10 protein-coding genes are annotated in these 17,501 nt (G+C 65.5%); 4 read left to right on the forward strand and 6 right to left on the reverse strand.

The genetic code is table 11. The features are described from left to right. Positions 1–10 precede the first annotated feature (10 nt). Positions 11–1,279, forward strand: coding sequence for a serine hydrolase domain-containing protein (locus ACAG26_RS22590; protein ID WP_370485311.1), 1,269 nt, complete (start codon positions 11–13; stop codon positions 1,277–1,279). An 18-nt stretch (positions 1,280–1,297) separates the two neighbouring features. Here ACAG26_RS22590 and ACAG26_RS22595 read toward each other — a convergent pair whose 3' ends face one another. Together ACAG26_RS22595 and ACAG26_RS22600 are read right to left on the reverse strand one after the other, a co-directional pair. Beyond that, on the reverse strand, positions 1,298–1,636 hold the full coding sequence (locus tag ACAG26_RS22595; RefSeq protein WP_370485312.1) for a hemophore-related protein: 339 nt from the start codon (positions 1,634–1,636) through the stop codon (positions 1,298–1,300). 151 nt (positions 1,637–1,787) lie between these two features. After that, entirely contained in the window at positions 1,788–2,522 is a 735-nt protein-coding gene (locus ACAG26_RS22600) for a GAP family protein (protein ID WP_370485313.1), read from the reverse strand. 134 nt (positions 2,523–2,656) lie between these two features. Here ACAG26_RS22600 and ACAG26_RS22605 point away from each other — a divergent pair, with 134 nt between their 5' ends. Beyond that, positions 2,657–3,478, forward strand: coding sequence for a glycosyltransferase family 2 protein (locus ACAG26_RS22605; protein ID WP_370485314.1), 822 nt, complete (start codon positions 2,657–2,659; stop codon positions 3,476–3,478). Between the two features lie 14 nt (positions 3,479–3,492). On the opposite strand, the gene ACAG26_RS22610 is transcribed toward ACAG26_RS22605, so the two are convergent. The 4 genes from ACAG26_RS22610 to pks2 all read right to left on the reverse strand — a co-directional run bounded on the left by ACAG26_RS22610 (position 3,493) and on the right by pks2 (position 16,069). After that, positions 3,493–4,734, reverse strand: coding sequence for a glycosyltransferase (locus ACAG26_RS22610; protein WP_370485315.1), 1,242 nt, complete (start codon positions 4,732–4,734; stop codon positions 3,493–3,495). A 17-nt stretch (positions 4,735–4,751) separates the two neighbouring features. Beyond that, the gene (locus ACAG26_RS22615; protein WP_370485347.1) at positions 4,752–8,174 is read right to left on the reverse strand and encodes an RND family transporter; all 3,423 of its coding nucleotides are present in this window, start codon (positions 8,172–8,174) and stop codon (positions 4,752–4,754) included. Between the two features lie 100 nt (positions 8,175–8,274). Continuing rightward, the gene (locus tag ACAG26_RS22620) at positions 8,275–9,687 is read right to left on the reverse strand and encodes a condensation domain-containing protein (RefSeq protein ID WP_370485348.1); all 1,413 of its coding nucleotides are present in this window, start codon (positions 9,685–9,687) and stop codon (positions 8,275–8,277) included. A gap of 85 nt (positions 9,688–9,772) precedes the next feature. Further along, the gene (gene pks2, locus ACAG26_RS22625) at positions 9,773–16,069 is read right to left on the reverse strand and encodes a sulfolipid-1 biosynthesis phthioceranic/hydroxyphthioceranic acid synthase (protein WP_370485316.1); all 6,297 of its coding nucleotides are present in this window, start codon (positions 16,067–16,069) and stop codon (positions 9,773–9,775) included. A 210-nt stretch (positions 16,070–16,279) separates the two neighbouring features. Between pks2 and ACAG26_RS22630 the strand changes: the two genes are divergently transcribed. After that, entirely contained in the window at positions 16,280–16,651 is a 372-nt protein-coding gene (locus ACAG26_RS22630) for a hypothetical protein (RefSeq protein WP_370485317.1), read from the forward strand. 44 nt (positions 16,652–16,695) lie between these two features. Beyond that, a complete protein-coding gene (locus ACAG26_RS22635) occupies positions 16,696–17,436 on the forward strand; it encodes a hypothetical protein (RefSeq protein WP_370485318.1) in 741 nt (246 codons plus the stop codon). Positions 17,437–17,501 lie beyond the last annotated feature (65 nt).

A 17,501-nucleotide genomic window follows, 5' to 3' on the forward strand; every position in this document is an offset into this window, starting at 1 on the left:
ATTCGAAATCATGAGGCAACGACGCCTTGCAGACCGCCAGTTGGACCTGCCCCGCGGCGTACGCGGTGCGGCGGATCCCCACTTCGCCTGCGCGGTGCGCAGCTTCGCCGCCATGTTCCCCGGGCGCCGATTCGGCGGTGGCGCCCTCGCCGTGTACCTCGACGGCGAGCCCGTCGTCGATGTGTGGACGGGCTGGTCGGACCGGCGCGGCGAGGTCGCGTGGTCGGCCGACACCGGCGCCATGGTGTTTTCGGCGACCAAGGGCGTGGCCGCCACGGTCATCCACCGACTGGTCGACCGCGGGCTGATCGCCTACGACGCGCCGGTCGCCGACTACTGGCCCGAGTTCGGCGTCCACGGCAAAGAGACCCTCACCGTGCGTGAGGTGATGCGGCATCGGGCCGGCCTGTCCGAACTGCACGGCGTCAGCAAGGCGGACTTGCTCGACCACGTGGCGATGGAGCAGCGGCTCGCGGCGGCACCACCCGGGCACCTGCTGGGCAAACCCGCCTATCACGCGTTGACCTTCGGCTGGCTGTTGTCGGGGCTGGCGCGCGCCGTCACCGGGCGGGGCATGCGCGAGCTGATCCGGGACGAGGTCGCGGGCCCGTTGGGCACCGACGGTCTGCATTTGGGGCGACCCCCGACCGACGCGCCCACCCGGGTCGCGCAGATCATCACGCCGCAGGGCAGCTTGGCCAACCCGGTGTTCAACACGCTGGCACCGCGGATCGCCGCGCTGCCGCTGTCCGGCATCTTCGGCGCCACCTATTTCCCCGGGATGCGAGCCGTGGTGCAAGGCGACATTCCGCTGTTGGACGCCGAGATCCCGGCCGCCAACGGGGTAGCGACGGCCCGGGGACTGGCCCGAATGTACGGCGCGATCGCCAACGGCGGCATGATCGACGGCATCCAGTTCCTGTCACCAGAACTGGTGGCCGGGCTGACCGGTCGGCGCAGCCTGCGCCGGGACCGCAACATCGTCATCCCGCTGGCATTCCACCTGGGCTACCACGCGGTGCCGGTGCCGGGGGTGCTGCCCGGTTTCGGCCATGTCGGGCTGGGCGGCTCCCTGGGCTGGGCGGACCCGGCCACCGGGTTGGCGTTCGGCTTCGTGCACAACCGGCTGCTCACGCCGTTGGTGTTGGCCGATCATGCCGGGTTCGTCGCGACCGGCGCGCTGCTGCGCCGCGGCGCCGCCGAAGCCCGCAAACACGGGTTCATGCCGGTGGCCGACCTCGGAGCGGCCTACCCCGAACCGGGCGAAGCCGCCGGATAAGGCGCGCTACTGGTCGGCTCAGTAGTTGTTACAGGAGCCGGCGACCTGCTGGACCAGCCCGAAGTACTGCTGCGCCTCGGGCATGGCCTGCACCTGCTGGGCCATCCGTTGACGCTGGTCGGGCGGCGCGGCGAGGAAGCTGCGCAGATAGCCCTGGGCCATCGGTGAGGCGTTTAATTGCGCGGCCGCGTTCGGGTCTTGCGCGTTGATGGCGGACACCACCTGCGAGTAGTTGCAGGTGGTGTTGATGATCGGACCCAGATCCGGGTCGGCCGATGCGATCCCAGCGCCGGCGGTCAAGGACACTGCCAGGCCGCCAACCGCGACGGCCAGCCTGGTCAATGAGATTGTCACCATTTGTGGACACCTTCCGGCTAGTGGACCCATCGAAACACGACGACGACATCAAGCCCAGCGGTTGCGTTCTTTAGTCAGGCTAGCAGGTCGGGCGGGTTGGTTCATGTCACTCCTCGCCGCACTGGACGATGCTGGGCTCCATCAAACCAGCTCAGCCGCTGGCCAGGCCGGTGGCTACCAGCATCGCGCCCGCCACCGCGACAACGACGGACAGGATCCGCCGACGGCGAGATCGTACCCAGTCGTGCAGCCGCAGCATGACGGTCTGGGTTTTTGCCGGGGTGGCCAGCCAGCTGACCAGTGGAATCTCCACCACCGCCAACGTCACCACGGTAAATATCACGGCTGCGCTGAGCTGGGTGCCCAGCGCGGCACCCGAGGCCAGGATGGCCGCGATGGCCACCAGATACTCGACGGGCGGTGTCGCTGATCCGATACCGGCCAGGTACGCAAGCCAAAAAGCCCCGCCCTCCAGCATCTGTACAGCGCGAGCCGGTAGCCCCGGAAATGCGCTGGGCGAGGCTTGCGGCAGCGCCAGGCCCGGCGGCGCGGCGCCGATCGCTGGCGCGCGGGCCTGCTGACGCGCCGAGAATCCCACGGCGATCACCACGGCGCCCGCGAGCGCGAGCACACCCGCGGCAATTTGGATGTGCCGGACGGTCGAGCTTGCGGCCGCGGCGGAAACCGTTTCCATCAGTGACGGCGCGGTGTGACGCAGCAGCACCAGGGCGCCCAGCGCAGCCGTGACACCCGTCGTGATGCCGCCCAGCCAGAACGCGAGCAGGTTCAGTAGCGGCCGGGGCCGCGAAACCAAGACGACGGCGATGCCAAGTCGAATCGGATCGGTGGCCGCCATCAGGGACAGCACGAGAACCGTGCCCCACATGACGAGCAGACTACTATGCCGACGCCGATCCGGCTGAACTACCGTCGAATTGGCGCGCGGCTGCTGATGCGCCAGTGCAGGTGTTTCGTCCACGCTGGCACGGTTCTTCTCGACCTGCGGGGTGCCGTAGTGCGTTGTACGGTGACCCCGTGTCTGTACTGATTGCGATCCCGGTGTTTGGGCAGCACGAGTACACCCACGCCCTGGTAGGCGATTTGGAGCGCGAGGGCGCTGACTATGTAATCGTTGACAATCGCGGTGATTATCCCAAGGTCAACGGTGAACGGGTGGTTACGCCCGGTGAAAACCTTGGGTGGGCCGGGGGGAGTGACTTGGGGTTCCGAGTTGCGTTCTCGGAGGGCTACTCACACGCGATGACGCTCAATAACGACACCCGGATTTCGACGGGCTTTATCGCTGCGCTGCTCGACCCGCGTCTGCCCGCTGACGCGGGGATCGTCGGACCGATGTTTGATCACGGGTTCCCTTACGCGGAAACCGATCACAAGCCAGACGCCGCAAACTACACGCCCCGACCACGATACCGGAGGGTGCCCGCTGTCGAGGGAACGGCGCTCATGCTCTCCCGAGAGTGCTGGCGGGCGATCGGCGGGTTGGACCTGCGCACCTTCGGACGTTACGGCTGGGGAGTCGACCTCGATCTGGCGTTACGTGCGCGCAAAGCCGGATACGGCCTGTACACGACGGAGATGGCCTATATCAACCACTTCGGACGGCGCACCGCGAAAGCACGCTTCGGCGGCTGGCGGTATGAGCTGGGCGGAAACCTTGCCATGGTGCGGGGGTTGCGCAAGCTACACGGGTGGGCGGCAACTGTTGCCATGGTGCGCGAGTTGGGGGTTGCGCACAGCCGTAGGTGGCACATTCAGTTACCACTCGACGACTCGGCAAGAGAATTGGTTCCTTCGAGCCGTAGCCGTGGCACTCCGGATTAGCTGCGATGCGACGATCAGTCAAAACCCCTGTCCTGGACGGTAGCTTCCAGTAGATCGGCAGTGGCGGTGACGGCCGCGGTGGGCTTGGTCATCTGGGTTGCGATCTCGCGGGCACGGGCGGCGTACTGCGGGGACAGAATGGAGCGAAGATCCGCGATCAGTGATTTCGTGCTGGTGGACGAGAACCGTCGGGCAGCACCGACTTTCAAGCGCCTGACTTGGGCTGCCCAGATCGGCTGTTCGGCGCCGATCCACAGGATCAACGCGGGGACCCCAGCGCGCATACCCGCAGCCGTGGTGCCGGCTCCGCCGTGGTGGACGACCGCGCGGCAGGCCGGGAAGATTGCCGCATGGTTCACCGCGCCCACGATTTTGATGTTGTCGAACCGGGGGAGTTGCTCGTGCGCCCACGCCGCCGAGCCGATCAATGCCCGTTCACCAAGCCGTGCACAGGCCGCACTGATCATGGTGAGGGTGTCGATTGGGGATTCGATAGGCATACTGCCAAACCCGAAGTAGATGGGCGGCGTTCCGGCGGCAATCCACGAGGTGACGTCGTCGTCGACATCGGTCGCCAGCTCTATCGTCAACGCCCCAACAAAGGGACGTCGGCCACGCCACTCCGCAGCCAGGCCGGGGAAGCAGAGCTCGTCGTAAGCCTGAATCTCCACCGATCCACGCTGCATCATCCGCCGCGGGGCAGGCCCAACCGCCGTGGGCAGACCCAGATCGCGACGTTGGGCGTCGTCGGCCTCCTTCGTCATGCGCCAATGCAGCCACCAGATCAACGAGATGCCGGAGCGGACCAACGGTGACGGCAGGTTCGGAACCAGATGGCCGTTGACGCGTGCCGGGAAGGGATGTACGGCAGCCAGCGGAATGTCGTAGTACTCCGCGACGTTGCCACCGACCTCCTGATAGATCGCGCCCGTCAATACAAGATCGGCGCCGTCGGCTAAGGACGTCAAGGTGGTGCTCATCTCTGCCCAGCCGCGGGTGATGTACTCCTTGCCGGCGCGCAGCAGGTTGACCGGATTCTGGACGCGCCAAAAGTGCCGGAAGAAGTCCTCATCCAACTGCTTTTGCGAGTCAGGCCCGTAGGGGACCGCCTGCAACCCAGCCGACTGGGCGAAGTCAACCAAGTTCGGCGGGACCGCCATGTGCACGTCGTGGCCGCGTCGCAGCAACTCCAGACCGACTGCGGCACAGGGCTCGACGTCGCCGCGAGTGCCATGGACTGCGACGGCAAATTTCATTGGCAGGATCTAGCCTTTCACTTTCGGTAGACGTGGGACAGCTTCAGGAAAGCGCTGATTTCTCGTGGCTCCCCGGCTGGATCTTGCGCGCTGGATTCATCCCGTCGATGACCGTTGGTTTCCGTTGACCGTTCATCGTCGGCTGGACACGCGCTGTCCGATGGCTTCTCCAGAGGCACCCGGGGCCCACCAAACGTGCCGAATAACGGTATGCCGAACAGGGGTAGCGCATGGTGCGGCACATCATCATCATCGCTACCGTCGTGTTGGTGACCGTAACGCTCGGCGAGTGTGGGTGGCAGGGCCAAGCGGGTCCCCGTGCCACAGCTTGGTGTATCGCTCGTCACCGCATCCGGATCTGGATCCGGAGCTGAGGCCTCCTCGGCTCCCGACGGGGCTGGCCGCTGGCGTCTCTTGCGAAGGCGGCGACGCATCCGGCTTGGTGCCGACTGTTTAGCCGGCGGTGTGGTCCGTGACGGCCACCAGTTCGCTTGACCGACAAGCGCGGCGACCGCCGGTACCGTGATGGTTCGAACGAGGAACGTGTCGAGCAGGATTCCTACCGCGATGATGAAGCCGATCTGAACCATGGTGCTGATGCTGCCGAACGTCAGACCAAACATCGACGCGGCGAAGATCAGACCGGCGGACGTGATCACACCACCGGTCGAGCCCACGGTGCGAATGACGCCGGACCGGACCCCATGGGGTGATTCATCACGGATGCGCGAGATGAGCAGCAGGTTGTAATCAGCGCCCACAGCGACCAACAGGATGAACGTCAGCCCTGGCGAGCTCCAGTGCAGTTCTTGGCCAAGGAGGAATTGAAACACGATGACGCCAATACCTAGTGCGGATGCATACGAGATCAGCACTGACGCGATCAGGTAGAGGGGGGCGACAATCGCCCGTAGCAGCGCTATCAAGATCAGCAGCACGATGATAATGGTTGCGACAACGATGAACTCGGTGTCGCTGTTGTAGTAGTCGCGCGTGTCCCGAAGTCCGACCGTCATTCCGGTCATCGAGATGTCGGCGTCCGCCAGGGAAGTGTTCGGCTGTGCGCTACGTGCCGCGTTGGTAATGGCATTGATCTGGTCCATTGCCGCGGTGGTGAATGGGTTCAAGTTGGTCTGGATAAGGTACCGTGTCGAATGCCCGTCGGGCGAGATGAAGATATCGGAAACCGTCTTGAACTCGTTCGCCTTCAACATCTGCGGTGGGATATAGAAGCCAGACATCGAGGGCGTCCCGGCGCCGTGCTTCATGCCCAGCAAGAAGTCCGACGCATCGCCGAGTCCGACACCGATCCGTTTGGTCTCCTCGACCAGCTGCCGTACGCCATCAGCCAATTGCCGGCTGCCGTCGGCGAGCTTGCCTGTTCCGTCTTGCATCTCGGCAAGGCGGCCGGGCACACCGCCCGGGTTTACGCCGCCCAACGAGCCCATCGCGGCGTTGACGGTGTTGAAGGCGTGGCGCAGTCCGTCGGCCGTCGACTGCAGTGTTTGCGAGTCTTGCGTCGACTGCAACTGTCGAGCCAGATCGGACATCTTGTCCAGCGTCCCGGCGTCGCTTGCGCCGACGAGCCGACTCAAGTGGTCGCGCGACTTGAGGCAAGCAGCATCGGCGTTGCACATCGGGCTGGCATCAAGCACAGCTAGGGCCGGGCCGAGTCCGCGGGCCGCATCGACGATGTCGGTCAGGCCCCCGCCGAGTGCGCGCATGCTGGCGATGAGTTTGGCCGCGTCGTCGATCTCTTTGAGCGTCGTTCCGCTACCGAGCTGGCTTTGCAGCGAGGTCAGGACGTTGACCAAGGCACGGACACTGCCAATGGATTGACCGACTTGGTCTCGCACATCGCCGAGAGCGTCAGCTAGCTGGTAGGCGCCGTCGGTAAGCCGGTTGAGGTCGTTATCGTGGTCGGCAATCTGCTTGGATGCGTCGTCGAGCTTGCTGCCGACGATTCCGGCCTGAAATGTCGCCTTGGTCTGGTCCAGCGATTGCCCGAGCGGTCTGGTGATGCCGCGCACCATGGCGATACCGGGCACTTGGGCCACCCGCTGTGCCATTTGCTCAAGATCGGCAAGGGCTTCCGGTGTCCGCAGGTCACGCGGGGAGTGGATGAACAGGTACTGGGGGAGGATCGAATTCACTGGCAGGTGGCGATCCAGGGCGGCAAAACCGACGGCGCTCTCGACTGAACCCGGCAGGGTCTTGCGATCGTCGTAGTTATAGCGGGCCAGGCTCGCGCAGCTGGCCAAGATGGCGAGCACGATCAAGCTCGCAACCAGGTGGGTTTTGGGCCGGCGCACAATGCGGATGCCCGAGCGCCGCCAGAATCGGTGGGTGAGGTCGCGTCGTGGCTTGATCCAGCGGCGCCGTCCGGCCAGCACCAGCACGGCAGGAAGGAAGCTCACGGCGGCAAAAAATGCCACCATGACGCAGATCGAAATCGCCGGACCGACTGATGAAAAAATCTGCAACTTCGAGAAGACCATGGCGAGGAACGTGACGGCCACGGTGGCGGCCGACGCACCGATCACTTTGCCGATAGACCCCAGGGCCTTTCGCACCGCCGCATCCGAGTCCGCGCCCTGTCGTACGTAGTCGTGGTAACGACTGATCAAAAACACGGCATAATCGGTTCCTGCACCAAAAATGACGCCGGTCATGAACACAATGGTCTGGCCGGTCACACCGAGCCCCAGTTCGCCCAGCCCGGCCAGAATGCCCTGCGCGGTAGCGACAGCGACCCCGATCGTGATCAACGGGATCAGCATGGTGACTGGGTTTCGGTACACGATCAGCAGGATGAGCAACACCATGATCGTGGTTCCGGACTCGATCAGATGCAGATCTTTTTGACTGATGTCCACGAGGTCCGCCGCGGTTGCCGCGGGTCCGGTGAGGTTGGCGGTCAGTGTGGAGCCGGCAACCGTTTGCCTGATGATGTCCGCGGCATGTCGGTACGTCGCCGCGGCCTCGGGTGTGCCCGCATCACCGTTGAGCACCACCGGCAGGGCCCATACCTTGTTGTCCTTGCTTTGCAGAACCTCGCGCAGTTGCGGTATACCGATGAAGTCCTGCACCGTCTGGACGTCCTGGGTGTCCTTGCGCAGCGCGTCGACGAGCTTGCGGTACGTCTGCTCGTCGGCGGGTCCTAGCCCGTTCTCATCGGTCAACACCACCAGTAGGGTGCTGCCTGAGCCTGTTTCACGAAACGCCTCGGCCATCGCTTTACCCGTGACCACGACCGGGGCGTTGGCTGGGAGCGGTTCGGTCTGATGTCGTGCCGCTACCACGGCCAGTGGTGGGAGCGCCAGCGTCAGAACAGCCGCGAGCGCAATCCAGAAACCGATGACGGCCCAAGGCCACCGGACGACGAAGTCGCCAAGTCGTTCGAAAAGGCCGCCCGCCTCGGCTACCTCAGCGGTGTCCATCAGCCGAGACACTCGCCAAGGTTACACCCGCTAGGCGGACTCCGGACACGAACGACGTCGACAGCTGCGCACCTCCAAGAACGCTGAGAACTGAATTAAGTTAGGTGAGCACGACATTGCGCTGAGGCGTGGTCGCGGCTTGGCCTTCCGCGACGCGGCCGCACACGGATTTCATGGTTTCGAGGTAACGGATGGCGGATTCCCGCGCGACCGGATTGTTCGGGAAGGACACCGCCATCGAGGCCTCGTCGAACAGACGACCCACCGACATGTAGACATGTGCGGGCGTCCTGCCGTCGCAGTAGGTGGCGGCGTTGGCGCCGTCCAGCTGGGAGGCGACCACCGCCGACAGGGGAGGAAGACCCGCGTCCATGTAGTTCAGCATGGCGAAGTTCGGGCCAGGCCTGCGCAGCCATGGCGCCAACTCCAAGACGCGATCAAACGGCACGAGCGCAAGATCCCTGTTCGCATCGAAGGACTCCTGTGCGGCACGCGCGGTCGCAGCAAAGGACATCGGATCGACGGGGACGGTGAAGGGCACGATGCCGGTGAACCAGCCCGTCGTCATGTAGTCCGTTGGGCTCTTGCGCTGATCAAACGGGGTAAGCCCGTAATACGTGTCGGCTCCGGTCAACTCGTATTGAGCGAGCGCGGCGCAGGCGAACAGTCCACCGCTGAAGCGCGCTCCCGCCTGGGTGCAGATGGCTTCGAACCGGGCGGTCTGTTCCTTGTCCATCAGGTTGTCAGACACAATGTCGCCACCGCAGGGCACCGAGTAATCCCCCAGCGGTAACGGAAAATCCGGAAGTGTTCCGCCGTTGTTTTCGGCGAACTCAATCCATTTGCGCACCTGGGGGGAATCCGAGGTCAGGGCGGAGGTGCGCTGGTGCTGGCGAATGCAATATTCATCGTAGCTGCCCGCTGGCGGTAGCGAGGCGGGCGCCGCGCCGGCCGTCAACGCACCGTAGTTCACAAAAATCTCCATGTACAGCAGTGCCAACAGCATCGGGTCAGTGTGCAGATGGTCGACAACCACGTAGACGGTGAAGTAGTCGGCGTGCTGAATGATCCCGAAACTAAAGCAATCCCACTGCAGCGGGTCGGGCGTGCCCAGAATAAGGTCATGCCATTCGGTCGGGGTCATCTCACCATGTTTGGTCGGAACAAATTTGATATCCGCGGGGTCGGCGATGGTGCGACGTACGATATTTCCCGAATCCTGGCACTCGAACCAGCTGCGGTATGTGTCGTGCCGGCGCAGGTGCGAGTTGATGACGTAACTCATGGCACGGATATCGCACCGACCTGGCCTATCCCAGCGTCCCATGACCAATCGCGAATAATCGAGTCCCCGATCGGCGAATTCACGAAAGCCACGCAGGTGTTGGGACTGCATGTAGCCGACGGGCACCGCACTGACCGGTGCTTGCCGGGCTTTGGCAAGTGAGGCGGGCGATGCGTGCCACGACACGACTGATCCTGAACCCGGCGCCCAGTCGTAGACTGTCCCGATTTCGACTGATCCTGCCCCAATGAACACGTTCCATCCTCCAGATACGACTGCGATACGGCGGAATTTCGGTATCAAGACCTCATCGTCACGACGCTGCTATCGCCTCCTGCGAAGCCGCCAACTTTTCGCACAGGTGGTCCGCCAAACCCCGGATCGTGGTGATGTCGGTAGAGGTGATGCGGACACCGGTCTCTGTCTCGATGCGAGTACGCAGTTCCAGGTTGCCCAATGAATCAACGCCGTACTCGGAGAGTGGGCGGTCCGGGTCGACGTTGCGACGTAGGATCCGGCTGACCTGCTCGGAGAGCAGACGGCGCAGCCGGCCGGGCCACTCGTCCGGGGACAGCGCATGCAGCTCGGTCAGGAATTCGCTAGCCCCCCGCTTGCTGTGGCCGCTCGATTTGAACGCTTCAGCGAACGGGCTGCGTTGCGCGAAGGCGGTCAGCCAGGCTGTCCCCATCATGGGGGCATATCCGGTGTAGCCACGATCGTGGCGTAGCAGCGCCTGGAACGCGTGAGCGCCCTCGTCGGGAGCGATCGCGGCGCCGGCGTCTTCGGCCAAGGCCGTCGCGCGGCCCACCTCGGCCCATGCGCCCCAGGCAATCGAGGTGGCCGGAAGGCCCTGCGAGCGACGCCAGTGGCTGAAGGCATCCAGCCAGCTATTGGCCGCCGCGTACGCGCCCTGTCCGGGGGACCCCACCAGCGCGGCCGCCGAGGAGAACGAGCAGAACCAGTCCAGTGGCTGACCGACCGTGGCCTGGTGCAAATTCCATGCGCCGTAGGCTTTGGGTGCCCAGTCTCGGTCGATCAGTTCGTCGGTGATGTTGCCCAGCGTGGCGTCTTCGACCACCGCGGCCGCGTGCAGCACCCCGCGTAACGGAAGGCCGGTGGCGGTCGCCGCCGCCACCAACCGCTCCGCGGTGTCCGCGTCGGCGATATCGCCGCACGCCACCACCACGTCGGCGCCCATTGCCCGGATCAGCTCGATGGTCTCCAATGTCTGCAGCTTCGGCTGGGAACGGGACGTCAGCACAATACGGCCACAACCGGCAGCGGCCATTTTCTCGGCCAGGAACAGCCCGAGACCGCCGAGGCCACCGGTGATGATGTACGCGCCGTCGCGGCGGAAGACCGGTGTCTGTTCGGGCGGCACCACCACGTTGCTGCGGCCGGCTTGCGGAACGTCGAGGACGAGTTTGCCGGTGTGCTGCGCCGCGCTCATGACGCGGATGGCGGTCGCCGCGTCGCTGAGCGGGTAATGCGTGCTCTCCGGCATCGGCAGCGATCCATCCGCGGTCAGTTGGTACACCGTTGTCAGCAATTCGCGGAGCTTTGCTGGGTGGCTGACGCTGATCAGTCCCAGGTCGACGCCGTGGAACGCCAGATTGCGACGGAACGGGAACAGCCCAAGCCGGCTGTCTCCGTAGATATCGCGTTTGCCGATCTCGATGAACCGCCCACCGAGCGCCAGCAGGTCGATGCCCGCGCGCTGCGCCGCGCCGGTCACCGAGTTGAGCACGATGTCGACGCCATATCCGTCGGTGTCGCGGCGGATCAACTCGGCGAACTCAATGCTTCGCGAATCGTAGACATGCGTGATGCCCATGTCCCGCAGCAACTCTCGGCGCTGCTCACTACCCGCGGTGGCGAAGATTTCTGCCCCCGCCGCGCGGGCTATCGCGATCGCCGCCTGGCCGACCCCGCCTGTTGCGGAGTGGATCAACACCCGATCACCGCTGGCGATCCGGGCCAGGTCGTGTAGGCCGTACCAAGCGGTGGCGTGCGCCGTGGTTACTGCTGCTGCCTGGGCATCGGTCAACCCCGGTGGCAGCGTGACGGCGACGTTGGCGTCGCAGGTGACAAAGGTGCCCCAGCACCCGTTGGCCGATACCCCGCCGACATGGTCACCGATCTGGTGGTCGGTCACGTCCGGTCCGATCGCGGTGACCACCCCGGCGAAGTCGGTCCCCAGCTGCGGCAGCCTGCCCTCAAAGCTGGGGTAGCGACCGAACGCGACGAGGACGTCGGCAAAGTTGATGCTGGATGCGGTAACGGCAACCTCGATCTGCCCGGGGCCCGGCGGTACTCGATCGAACGCGGTCAGTTCGATCGAATCGAGGTCACCAGGGGTGCGGATCTGCAGGCGCATACCCTCGTGCTCGTGGTCGATGACGGTTTTACGTCGCTCGTCGGGGCGCAGCGGGGTGGGGCACAACCGCGCCGTGTACCACTGGCCGTTGCGCCACGCGGTCTCGTCTTCCGGGGACCGGGCGAGCAGCTGCTGGGCTAGCCGCTCGGCATCGGTGGCCTCGTCGATATCGATTTGGGTGGCGGCCAGATGCGGATGCTCGGTGCCGATCACCCGCATCAAGCCGCGCAGTCCGGCCTGCTCGAGATTGGGTCGGTCGCCAGCCAGCACCGGCTGGGCGTTTCTGGTCACCAGGTACAACCGGGGCGGTTCGCCGGGGATGTCCGGCAGTTCGCGGGCTATGCGCACCACATGACGCAGATAGTCCCCGCCCCGGCTCGCGGACTCTTCATCCAAGTTGCCGTTCTTTGGCCCGGTGAGAACGACCACCCCGTCGAACCTGCCGGCGTGCAGTTGGCCGCGGAATCCTTGTCCGTTCGACGAGTGGTCGGCCTGCTGCGGCCACGTCAGCGTCGTGCATTCCGCGCCGAGGGGTTTCAGCGCGTCGGTCAGCTTGGTGGCGATGACATCAGCTGTCGTGCAGGTACTGACAAGAAGCCACTTTCCGGGATCGGCCCCGGCAACCTCGGGCAGTGCCGCGTTTTGCCACTCGATGGTCAGCAACCGCTCACTGAGCACCCGGTCCTGCTGGGCGGCCTCGGACATCCCGGTGCCCAACCTGAGCCCGGTGACGGCCACTAGGACCGTCCCGTCCTCGTCCAACACGTCAAGGTCGGCCTCGACACCGGCGGCGTCGGCCTTGGTCAGCCGGGTGTAGCAGTAGTGGGCGTTGCGGGTGGTGCCGTAGGCGCGCAGCCGTCGTACCCCGAGCGGCAACAGCAGACCGCCGGCGGACGCGGCTTGGACCTCGGGGTGGACCGCGACGGACTGGAAGCACGCATCGAGCAGCGCCGGGTGAACGCCGTAGGCATCCTGCTGCGAGCGGATCGAACGAGGCAGGCTCACTTCGGCCAGCACGGTGCGGACGGCGTCCTCGGCGGTCCGGGCGGCGGCCAGGCCGGTAAAGGCCGGACCGTACTGAATGCCACGTTCGTCGAACCATGGCCGCAGCTCGGCACCCTCCACCCGGCGCGGATGTGCCTCCAGCAGGGCGGCCACGTCGTGGGCGGGCGCGTGCTGATCTTCTTCCGCGGCGTGCAGGACCGCGCGGGCTCGCCGGGCCCGTTCGCCGTCCCGGTCGGTCTCGACCACGAAGTCGACAACGCCCGGGGACGCGACCCGCGCGGAGGCGCCGACGGGGGTCTTGTCATCGAGCAACAGCATCTGCTCGAACCGGATATCGCGGACCTCGGACGCCTCGCCGAGAACTGTGCGAGCGGCGGCCAGTGCCATCTCGCAGTAGGCCGCACCGGGAAGCGCTGCCACATTGTGCACCTGGTGATCGCCGAGCCAGGGCTGTGCAGTGGTGCCGACCTCGGCCTGCCACGCGTGGTGCTCCGGCTCCTCGTGCAACCGGACGTGCGGGCCCAACAGCGGATGCACCGAGACGGTGCAGCCGCCATGGGTCGGGGAGTCCTGACCGTCCCGGGTGAGCAGCAACGGCCGGTGGGTCCAGGTCGGAAGTGGTGCATCGACCAGGCGGCCCTCGGGGTACAGCACCGCGAAATCGACCGCCGCACCGGCGCTGAACAGATCCGCCACGACGCCGCGCAGCCCGTGCGGTAGCGGCTGCTCCCGCCGCATGCCGGCCAGGGCCGCCACCGACATATCCAGATTTTCAGCGGTCTGTTCGACTGCGCGGGTGAGCAGGGGGTGCGGCGCCAGCTCGGTGAAGACTCGGTAGCCGTCCTCCAAAGCGGCTTGCACCGCAGCGGCGAATCGCACCGTGTGACGCAGGTTGTCGGCCCAGTAATCGGCATCGCACACCGGTTGCTCGCGCGGGTCAAACAGTGTTGCGGAGTAGAACGGAACCTGCGGCGTCATTGGGCTGAGTTCGGCCAGGACATCGACCAGTTCGTCGAGGATCGGGTCGACTTGCGGGGAGTGCGATGCGACATCGACCGCCACCTCGCGGGCCATGACATCCCGCTGCTCCCACGCCGCCACCAGTTCGCGAACCGAGGCGGTTGCACCGCCGATCACCGTGGATTGTGGAGATGCCACCACGGCGACCACGACGTCGTTGATGCCGCGGGCCGTCAGCTCCGAAAGCACTTGCTGGGCGGGAAGTTCCACCGAGGCCATCGCGCCGGAACCGGCGATGGTGGACATCAGCCGGGAGCGGCGGCAAATCAGCCGAACACCGTCCGCCAGCGACAACGCGCCCGCGACCACCGCAGCGGCGGCCTCACCGAGGGAATGCCCGATGACTGCGCCCGGATATACCCCGTGGGCTTTCAAGGTGGCGGCGAGAGCGACCTGCATGGTGAACAGGGTCGGTTGGACCCGGTCGATACCGGTCACCGTCTCGGGCGCCGACATCGCCTCGGTGACGGAAAACCCGGACTCCTCGGCGATCAGCGGCTCTGCCTCGGCGACGGTTGCGGCGAACACCGGTTCGGTGGCCAGCAGGTCGGCGCCCATCGCCGCCCATTGCGAACCCTGGCCGGAGAACGTCCAAACCGGTCCCCGGTCGTCATGCCCGGCCGCTGGCTGATAGGGAGCCTCACCATCGGCGATTTCTCGTAGCGCCGTGGTCAACTCAGGCAGACTGCTGGCCAGCACCGCTGTGCGCACCGAGCGATGTCCACGCCGTCGGGCCAGGGTATAGGCCAAATCCGGCAACGCCACGTCGCCGGCGTGTGCGCCCACCCAGTCGGCCAGCCGTCCAGCGGTCCGCCGCAGTTCGGTGTCGGAGGTGGCGGACAGCGGGAACACCAGCGGCCCGTGTTTCGCGGAACCCGATGAAACATCTTCGGTTTCACCGGATTTCAACGACTGCGCCGGTGCCTGTTCCAGGATGGCGTGCACGTTCGTCCCCGACAGCCCGTACGACGAGACCGCCGCCCGGCGTGGCTGCCCGCCGTTCGTTGGCCACGGGGTGATTTCCTGTGGCACAAAGAGGTTCGTGTCGATTTCGGCAAGCTCATCGGGTAGCCGCGCGAAGTGCAGGTTGGGCGGAACGGTGCCGTGTTGTAACGCGAGAACCGTCTTGATCAGGCCCAGCGGCCCGGAGGCGGCCTGCGCGTGTCCGAAATTGGTCTTCACCGATGCCAACGCGCACGGGCCGTCAACGCCGTACACGTTGGCCAGGCTGGCGTATTCGATGGGGTCACCGACCGGGGTGCCGGGGCCGTGCGCCTCAACCATTCCGATGGTGCCGCCGTCCACGCCGGCTGCGGCCAGCGCCGTCCGATACACGGTGGTCTGCGCGGTCACCGACGGCGTGGCGATGTTCACGGTGTGGCCATCCTGATTCGCGGCCGTGCCGCGGACCACCGCCAGAATCCGGTCGCCGTCGGCTAGGGCGTCGGGCAACCGTTTGAGCAGCACCACCGCGAAACCTTCGGCGGGTACGAACCCGTCGGCGGCGACGTCGAACGCATGGCACCGCCCGGTGGGTGACAGCATGCCCTGGGTTGAGCCCGACGCAAACTTGCGCGGATCAAGCATCACGGTGGCCCCGCCCGCGAGGGCGAGGTCGCTTTCACCGTTGTTCAGGCTGCCGCAGGCCATGTGAACGGCGAGCAGGCCCGATGAGCATGCGGAATCCACCGTGAGGGCCGGACCGTGAACTCCGAGGGCGTAGGCGATGCGCCCGGATGCCATGCTGAAATTGGTGCCGGTGAAACCGTACGGTCCTTCCACGGAGTGCGCATCGGCGGCTAACAGCGCGTAGTCGACGTGGGTCAAGCCGATGAACACACCGGTCAGCGAGTTGGCCACGCTTGCCGGGTTGAGGCCGGCATGCTCGAGCGCCTCCCATGACGTCTCGAGTAGCAAGCGGTGTTGCGGATCGATGGCGGTCGCCTCAGCTTCGGCCATGCCGAAGAACTCGGAATCGAACCCGGCGACGTCGTCGAGGAACGACCCCCACCGCGACACCGACCGGCCGGGCACGCCGGGTTCGGGGTCGTAGTACTCATCAGCGTCCCACCGGTCAGCGGGAATCTCGGTGACCAGGTCGTCACCCCGCTGTAGCGCCTCCCAGAGCCGTTCGGGGGAGTCGATGCCCCCCGGAAGGCGGCACGCCATGCCGATGACAGCAATGGGCGTGACTGGTGGTGTGCCCATGACCCTTCACCTCTTCTCTGGTCGGCCGGGCGGGACCCGAATCGAATTCCGGTGCCGGGCAAAGCGATTCCCGGACCGCGGCCGATATTAACACTGCAGTCCAATTAATTGGACTGTTCCTCCGAAACTTTAGATGGGTTGGCGGCCTGTCGCGACTCGAATGCCGGATCCCTGGTATGCACATATAACGAACCGGATATGGTTAAACGCATGTATCCCGATGACAGCGACAAAGACCTGGCCGTGGTGCTGTCGTATCTGGCAGGTCGGACCCTCAGCCGAGAAGAAATCTGGACGGCGTTGGGTTTGCGCCGGTCCACGTACTACGACCAGCTGGAAAAGGGGAAGCTGATCAGCGCGGATAACCTGCGCAGGGCAGCTACCAGCCTGGGCATCAACCGCGCCGAGCTGTTGACCCGGTACCGGCTCATCGACCCGGACGAAGTCACGGCGCTGGCCGAACTGATCCACGGATACGGTGCTGGGCCGTCCACTGCAGTGGACACCGATGTCATGGTCAGCACGAGGAAGCTCAAGAAGTTGTCGGAAATGCAGCCCCGGGTCGATGCGCCTCCGGTGTAAGCTGCTCCCGGCGCGGGGGTTCACCGGCGAGGGGTAGCTTGGCTGTGGGTCTCACCGCATTGATCGGATTCACCATCGCGGCTATCGGGTGGAGTCTGTGGATTCGGCGGGTCACCTGGCGCTCCCGGTGGGAGGTCGCCGCCACGCTCAACGTCGCCTTGCAGGGGTGCGGGGTGGCCTTAGCGTCGCCGGCAGCCTCAGAGACGGTCGGCGCTACCTTGCACCACCTCACCGGCAGGTGGAACCTTGAGGACTTCCTCGCGCACGACTGCTTCATCGTCGCGGCTTCCGCCATCGTGTATCACGCGCTGGGTCGGCTCGCCGATGACGACACCATGCGGGAGTCGTTCCGGCAGTACGTGGAGCGTCCGGCCACGGTGTGCATCCCGGTGCTGCTCATCACCTTCACGCTCAGCAACGGTGCCAAAACCTACCGGCCCGACTTCTTCCAGTTGCCCACCGACGGCTGGCTCGCCATCTACTGGGTCCTGTTGGCCGGGATGCTGATCTACCTGCTCGGATATGCGTCTCGTGCCCTGCTGATCCTGAGAAAAGATCCTCGATCACGGCGGGTCGCCAACATCTACGTGCTCGGCGCGATCAGCGCGATGCTGGCCTGCCTGATCCGGGCCCTCACGGCGATCGCTCCACCGCTCCAAGCCGTCGAGGGGGGCCGGCTGGTGTGGCTGTTTGCCTGCTTGGCCGGTGCGGTTTGCGCGGTGGCGGCGGCGCGGGCGTGGCGACAAAAGGTGCGCTGGTTCCAGCGGCCCATGCTGTACCAATAGCGGCCGGGCGCCGCCTCGGCTCGTTCCGGTTCATCCCCCGAACCACCCGCCAGCGGCGGGGCTAT

This window comes from Mycobacterium sp. pUA109 (assembly GCF_041287095.1).
Classification (GTDB): Bacteria; Actinomycetota; Actinomycetes; order Mycobacteriales; family Mycobacteriaceae; genus Mycobacterium.